Genomic DNA, 6878 nt, shown 5'->3' on the forward strand with positions numbered 1-6878 from the left:
CTTGGAAACTTGCACGTCCGGTTCGGAGCGGGGGATGAAGAGACCTGCCTCGGAAACGGGGTAAGGCGCTTCATCCCTACTCTACGGAATCTCCCCTCCCCCCTCTGCCTCCATGCCTCACACCAGCGCCGGCCGCCTGCCGCAAAGCTTCGCTGGACTGCGGACGGCAGAGTGACTATATATCTTCCATGAACGTGGAAGGATTATTGTCATGCCAGAGTTTAGTACCGAAGTGCTCACCGCCAATGAGGCGGCGGCGGTAACGCAGGTGCCGCTTAAGCAGGTGCATCGCATCATCGATGCCGGATTGCTACGCGGCCGTGTCGAGACACGCCGCGGCAGCCGCGTCATCATCGGAGCGGGTCTCGTCGGCCTACGCCTCGCCTGGCTGACGGCGGAGACGCTGACGCCTGCCGCGCGGCGGCGGATCGTCGAGCACGCCATTGCCGATGATGCTGCGCCCGTGGTCGCGGACGATCCGCTTAAGGTCGATCTGAAGCCGATCATCGCCGGGGTAAGGACCGGCCTCAGCCGCCTGAGGAAAGCCAAGGCCATGGTGGCGCGCGATCCAGCGGTACTTAGCGGTCAGCCGGCCTTTGTGGGAACACGCGTGCTTGTTCATGACGTTGCCGACATGCTCGCCAATGGCGATACGCCCGAGACGATCCGTGCCCCCTATCCGCAACTGACTCTCGACCAGATTGGGCTCGCGGCCGACTATGCGCTCGCCTATCCGCGGCGTGGCCGTCCGCCGGTCAAGCCGGCGTGGCGCAGCACGGCGGCGAAGTCGACACGCACAATCCGTCTCGACGATCTGCCGGCCGTTTCGTGACATTCCTGATTGACGAATGCCTGAGCCCAGAGCTTGCGAAACTGGCGCGCGAACGGGTTTTCCAGAGTCGAGCCATGTGCGCTGGCTGGGCCTCGCCGGCGCCAAGGACCATATGGTGACCCGGCGCGCGGTCGATGACGGCTATGTGCTCGTCACGCACAACACGACCGACTTTCGCGGCCTCTATCGCCGCGAGGAGCTGCATGTCGGGCTGGTCGCCTTCAACACCCCCCCTGGCCTGATGAGCCTCGATCTCCAGCACAGACTCTTTCATCTCGCCCTTTCGGAGCTCGGTGGGGAGGAGGCATGGAACGAAGTGCTGGAGATTACGGTGGATGTCGCGCGTACCATCACCATCGAACGGTTCAACTACCCGACTGACGGACCTCCGAATTCGTTTCCTGCAATTGGCTGCCAGAAGCCGCCGCTCGCACAACGAAAAAGCCCGCCGCGGGAGGAGGTGCGGCGGGCTTGATTTGGACGACAGCATTCGGGAGGAATAAATGCCGTCCCTGATCGCCAAGGTCGGGAGGAGGTGACCCGGACGAAACTCGATACCGACAGATTACTCCCTTCCGCGCAGCCGAGAAACATTAATTGTGCATAGCAGCATTGCGGTTTTGTGCGGCGCACATCCGGGCCGGAGAGATGGGTTTTCCCGGGTACCAGCGCAGGCCGTATGCTGCGCGCCGCAGCGATGCACATGTTGGAACACTGGCAGCATCAGCAGCCCAGTGACGTTCATACGCCTCGGCGCGCAGCATTGCGGTATCATGCTGCCAGATCGAGCAGCTTCTTGGCCTTGCCCTCCAGCTCCAGGCGAACGTCCTGATGCGGCTTGTCGCGCGCCACCCGCGTAATGCCCTGCACGAAGTCGAAAATCGAGGCGGGCGGGTGCCCTTCCTCCGAAAGCACGGCATCGATGATCCTCGTGGTCTCCGCCTTGGAGAAGCCGCGCTTGCGCAGGAAGCTCTGGCGATCTTCATCGTCGCGAGCGACGATCCGCTCCCGCGAAGCCTTGATGCCATTGACGAACGGCATGGGCGAAGACTCCGCGAACTGGATCAGCGCTGGTTCGGCTTCCAGGGCAAAACGCGAGGCGGCATATTTGGAATGCCGGATGGTGATTTCCTCGAAATTTTCCACGCCCCACAGACAACGATTCTGGCAAACTGCACGCAGATAGAAGCTGGCGATTCCGAGCGTTCGGGCGCCGACTTCGGAGTTCCAGCAATAAACCCCCTGAAAAAGACGTCGGGCGAGCCATCGGGCAGCTTGCCGGCTTCGATCGGATTCAGGTCGTCGACGAGGAAGACAAAGACATCACGGTCGGACGCATAGAGCGTTGTCGCGGATTGTAGATTCCCGTTGACCAGTCGAGCACGCCAGGCACTTTCCAGCGCGTGTCGCCGCTACCGTTGCCGGCGATCTTCTGCACGGCATCGACCAGTTCTGAGTCAAATATTCTGCCGTAGTCGGGGCCTGTTGCCGCCCGCAACTCGAGGCGTCCGTTCTCGATTTCCAGCGTCTTCACCTGTTCGGCAACTTATCTGAACAGTCAACCTGTCTCAGCGGTGCTCTTGGGGCGCTGGATCCCCAGAATTCACCGGATCTTTGCTCCGCAGATCAGCATGAGACAGATTAGATAGGTCACAGGTCGACAACTAGCGGCCGTGGCCGAGAGCAGTCAGACTGCCTTGAGCGACCGGAATGCAGAAGCGGACATTCACCTAATTAGTTTCGATAGACGTCGCAGTCTGGCCCACCGGACCTTCGCAGGCCTTATTGCATGCCCTCCAGGATCAGGCTGGGACCAAGCCGCGCACCACACGGAACATCATGGGAAATGACCGGGGTCCATCGGGCAAGTCAACCAGATATCCGGCACGAACATGCTGCTCGATCGAACCGCGGGCGTCATCCGAAAGTGCCTTCAACATGGCTGTGACGCTGCCCGGGCCGTCGGTGAACGTAGCCCAATAATCCGCGAAGGACTGATACTCGCAATCCACGACAACGGGAACCTCCGTCACGTCGTCGAGGCCGAGCTTCCGCCACAATGCCGCCTGACCGTTTGGCCAGAATTGCTGTCGCCCCGCCCGCATGGATCTCAGCCTGGCGACGTCCGCCTCAAGCACAGCACCGGTGTTATAGACGAGGTCGAAGGCGGGCATGCCACCAAAGAACTGAGTAACAGCGGACGCGACCACGCCGCCCGGACGGGTCACGCGCTTCATCTCGGCAACTACCTGTTCAATTTCCGGGATAACGTCCAGGGCCAGCGTGGAAACGGCCGCATCGAATACGTTGTTGTCGAACCGCATGTGCCGAACATCGCCGTGTTCATATGCGATATTGGGGTGGGATCGACGAAGGCGGGCTCCTTCCAGGTATCCCTCCGATGCATCAACACCAATCACATGCGCGCGCGCCTCGGCCAGTGCTTTCGTCAACACACCTGTCCCACAGGCTACATCGAGTACGCGACCGCCCGGAGCGACATTGACATGGGCGAGAAATAGGCTTGCCAGATGTTCGCTCCAGCGCCCCATGAAAGCCTCGTAGACGTCGGAATCAGCCCAATTATATCGTAGTTGTGCGGGTTCCATGGCTTGCCATCCTTCCTCAATCACGGATGGACCTTAACACGGTCATGCGAGCCGCGTATCGCCGTCACACCGCAAACTGGCCTTCCCGTCGGGGTGCTCCGAGGTCCCGCTTTGGTCGGTTTGACCAGTTCGATCCGCGTAGGTCGAACGGCGGGTAGCCGGCCCGTCACATCCTGTTCTCGGTGCTGGTGCGGAACAGGGTGGGGGGCCGGCAGCGTCTGCCACAGCCCGAGCCCCTGCCTCGACGGAGAGGGCGAGCGTGGGAGCGCCGACCATGATGGACGGCCCGGGCCAGATCGGTTACGAAGCTGCGCGGCTCTCAGCCAACGCTGTCGTGAGACGGGCGTCGTAGCGGCACAACGCTGGTCGCAGGTGATCGAGCCAGTTCCTCCCGCAGGCCGTCGATCACCGCATCGCGCTCGGCGACCTGCAACGTCAGAACCTGGATGTGCTGCGCAAGCGTGCGGGCCAGCGCCCGCAGCTCGGCCATCTCGGCGCCGCGCACGGGGCGGAGCTCGGCTTCGAGGGCGCGAATGCGCTCCTTGAGGACTCTGGGGGAGGATCTCCGGTGGCGCGCTTCGGCGGCACGGAACTCGGCAAGAAGAGCGCCGGCCCGGTTCGCCGTCGCCCGGCTGACGCCGGCCTCGCGCGCCAGGTTGGCGACGGTCAGCGCCCCGTCGGTGCGGGCGGGGCGACCGTCGAGCAGCCGCTCCACGGCCGCCCTCAGCGCGGCTTCGCTCTTCGGCCCAAGCGCGGTCATGCATCACCGTCCACGAGAGGAGCGATCAGACGGCGCTTGCGCTCATTGTCCTTCAGGATCGCCGTGCGCTGCAGCGGCGACAGGCGTCGGTTGGCCAGCAGCGCCTCGCCCTAGGCGATGGAGGCCTGCCATGGCTCGCGGTGCCGGGCGGTCAGGCAGGCGTTGGGGCACCGGTCGGGGCTGCAGCGCGACAGGGCCGGCGCCGTTCGCTCGTCATCCGGCGCATCTTTGAGGCAGAGCGCGGTCGCCGCGTCGAACAGGCAATCATTGAGGAAGCCGACATGCAAGGTCCGCCCGAGATGGGCGAGCATGGTGCCAGCCGCTTGCGGTCCATGATCCGGCCGGGAAGATCGCCGAGCTCCTGCTGCACCTGGGCGAACTCGCGGCGCAGCCGGAGAGCGCCCGGTCCGGCGGGGCCCTCACGGTCGAGATAGGCCTCGTAATGGGCGACGATATCATCGAACTGGCCAAGCGCACGCTCGCGCTCGACGGCAAGGCGAAAGTCGGCCCGGGCCGATCCGGCGTAGCCCTCGAACATGGCTAGGCGGCTGGCGCGCCGACCAGGCTGGCGAGTTGGCCAAAGCTCCAATGCGTCGGGGCCACAGAGGCATGCGCATCAGGCAGCATCAGCTTCAGGCGCTCCGGGTCGTCGCGGCTGGCCTCGACGCGGATCAGCTCACTGTCAACGATGCGGGTCTTGCTGCGTTCGGACCGCCGCTTCACCGAATTATGGAGATCGGTGAGAGAAAGGTAGCGCTCGTCCGCCGGCCGGTTGAACCACTCGGAAGAAACGCGACCGACACGTTGGCCACGGCTGACATCCACCTTGTAACCGCCCCGTGGATTCACCGTAGGAGCGAGAACTTGCAACTGGGTCATGGAGCTTTCTCCGCGACGGGCGCCGGAAGCCTCTCTTCCAGCCCTCGACCCGTCACGCGGGCCATCCACCCTCTCCCTCTGCCGTCCGGCAAACGGGCAAACGCCGCGGCCGCACCTCCGCAAGGAATACACGTCAGAGAATCGATTTGACCGCGTGCTTCAAAGCCGGGACGCCGGAAGCGATGGTCCTGCTGTTGGCGGAACCGCACGCGGCAATCGCTACAAGGTCGTCGCCGGAGCGGATCGGCCACGTCGACCAGTGTCACGCGACTGCCGAAACAACAGAAATGCAACAGGTTCGTTGCTATCGGAAGCGGTCGTCATTATGAAACGACTGTTCGACGCCAATCGTTTGATCCGCCAGGAGTATTTCGTGACAGAAGAAACCGAGAGCAATACGGACAAGCTCATCGAACTCACGGCTGATGTAGTCTCAGCCTATGTTTCAAACAACCCGGTGCCAGTCGGTGAACTACCCGCCCTCATCGGACAGGTCCATGCCGCCCTGAAGGGCACGACCGGCGGTGTGTCGGAAAGACCTGAAGTTCTCAAGCCTGCCGTGCCGATCAACAAGTCAGTGACGCCCGACTACATCATCAACCTGGAGGACGGGAAGAAGTTCAAGTCGCTGAAGCGGCACTTGTCGACCCATTATGGCCTGACTCCGGATGAGTATCGCGCCAAATGGGGCCTGCCGGCGGATTATCCCATGGTTGCGCCGAACTATGCAGCAGCGCGTTCTGCCCTTGCTAAAGCCATGGGCCTCGGCCGCAAGCCGAAGGAGCCCGAAAAGCCAACGCCAGCGAAACGTCCCCGCAAGAATGCCACAGCCTGATTGTAGCCTGATGGGTCGGTTGGGCGCGTTACCGCCTGGCAGCTTTGGGGCCGACGGCGAAATGGCGGCTTTCGGCGTCCGAAGAACGATAGCGGATGTTCAGCGGGTGCGTCGAAGTGGCTATTCACAACCGCGCAAACGGTCTCGCTGATAGCGAGGTGCTGGCGGGACGTTTGGCGTAGTAAGTTTTGCGCTCGCAACCTACACAAATTGGGCGTATCGTGGCATATCGTCGGTTGCTAATACATGAACCGGCGATCGAGAGCGCAAGACTCCCGCATCAGACTAGGCGCGCTAGGTTCCACAACTATTAGGTAGCGTTCACCGGTTCATCTGCCTCTGCCGAAACCCCTTTTGCTCGGTTCCGGCCAGTATTGTCATTTGCCAATCGGAAGAGGAGCGTTCTTGATGCAGATCATCCAAACCCGCCGCCGTTTCCTGGCCGGCGCTGCAATGGTAGGCGCTGCCGGTATCGCTGGTGTTCCAAAGTCACTCCACGCGGAACCTCCACTGGAAACGACCACGGTTCGTCTGCCGCGTCGGGTTGGTGGTTCCTACTGCTGGGCAGGCGCTTACATCGCCGGGGAACTGATGCGTGCAGATGGCTTCACAGACGTTCACTTCGTAGAAGGCGATATGAGCGTCGACCAATCGGAGTGGATCGCACGCGGTGAGACGATTTCTCCGTGAACTTTCCGCCGAATCATATCGCGTCGATCGACGCCGGCGTGCCCATCAAGGTGCTAACCGGGTTGCACTCGGGATGCCTCGAACTGATCGCCAAGGAGAGCATCCGCAGTGTCACGGATCTGCGGGGCAAGAGGGTGGGCGTGGATGGTTTCAATAACTCGCGACACAAGTGGTTGACGCTCATGTCGGCGTATGTCGGGCTCGATCCCGTGAACGATATCCAGTGGGTCTTGACTAAGGACGTCAAGCCCACGGAACTCTTCATCCAAGGGA

At 62.2% G+C, this 6878-nt stretch carries 8 protein-coding genes and 2 pseudogenes; 5 read left to right on the forward strand and 5 right to left on the reverse strand.

Features of this window, described 5'->3' with window-relative positions; all coding sequences use genetic code 11:
- Positions 1-211: 211 nt before the first annotated feature.
- Together NKJ20_RS33490 and NKJ20_RS33495 are read left to right on the forward strand one after the other, a co-directional pair.
- Complete coding sequence (locus tag NKJ20_RS33490; RefSeq protein WP_352749873.1) at positions 212-832, forward strand: DUF433 domain-containing protein; 621 nt, start codon at positions 212-214, stop codon at positions 830-832.
- Between the two features lie 16 nt (positions 833-848).
- A complete protein-coding gene (locus NKJ20_RS33495; protein WP_352749875.1) occupies positions 849-1307 on the forward strand; it encodes a DUF5615 family PIN-like protein in 459 nt (152 codons plus the stop codon).
- Between the two features lie 296 nt (positions 1308-1603).
- On the opposite strand, the pseudogene NKJ20_RS33500 reads toward NKJ20_RS33495, so the two are convergent.
- The 5 genes and pseudogenes from NKJ20_RS33500 to NKJ20_RS33520 all read right to left on the reverse strand — a co-directional run.
- Positions 1604-2375, reverse strand: a pseudogene (locus tag NKJ20_RS33500) (DUF932 domain-containing protein); the annotation flags it as partial.
- 259 nt (positions 2376-2634) lie between these two features.
- Positions 2635-3441, reverse strand: coding sequence for a class I SAM-dependent methyltransferase (locus NKJ20_RS33505; protein ID WP_352749876.1), 807 nt, complete (start codon positions 3439-3441; stop codon positions 2635-2637).
- Between the two features lie 319 nt (positions 3442-3760).
- A complete protein-coding gene (locus NKJ20_RS33510; RefSeq protein WP_352749877.1) occupies positions 3761-4201 on the reverse strand; it encodes a hypothetical protein in 441 nt (146 codons plus the stop codon).
- 110 nt (positions 4202-4311) lie between these two features.
- On the reverse strand, positions 4312-4512 hold the full coding sequence (locus NKJ20_RS33515; protein WP_352453169.1) for a hypothetical protein: 201 nt from the start codon (positions 4510-4512) through the stop codon (positions 4312-4314).
- A 232-nt stretch (positions 4513-4744) separates the two neighbouring features.
- A pseudogene (locus tag NKJ20_RS33520) lies at positions 4745-5080 on the reverse strand (hypothetical protein); the annotation flags it as partial.
- Positions 5081-5405: 325 nt separating this feature from the next.
- Here NKJ20_RS33520 and NKJ20_RS33525 point away from each other — a divergent pair.
- From NKJ20_RS33525 to NKJ20_RS33535, 3 genes are all read left to right on the forward strand, one after another.
- Positions 5406-5915 carry a Ros/MucR family transcriptional regulator gene (locus NKJ20_RS33525; protein ID WP_502902851.1) on the forward strand — a complete coding sequence of 170 codons (510 nt, stop codon included), beginning with the start codon at positions 5406-5408 and terminating at the stop codon, positions 5913-5915.
- Between the two features lie 408 nt (positions 5916-6323).
- A complete protein-coding gene (locus NKJ20_RS33530) occupies positions 6324-6605 on the forward strand; it encodes a twin-arginine translocation signal domain-containing protein (RefSeq protein ID WP_352453190.1) in 282 nt (93 codons plus the stop codon).
- The coding region (locus tag NKJ20_RS33535; protein WP_352749879.1) for an ABC transporter substrate-binding protein at positions 6602-6878 on the forward strand (277 nt) is incomplete at its 3' end. The genes NKJ20_RS33530 and NKJ20_RS33535, both read left to right, overlap by 4 nt.

Source organism: Mesorhizobium sp. M0185 (assembly GCF_040322175.1).
Classification (GTDB): domain Bacteria; phylum Pseudomonadota; class Alphaproteobacteria; order Rhizobiales; family Rhizobiaceae; genus Mesorhizobium.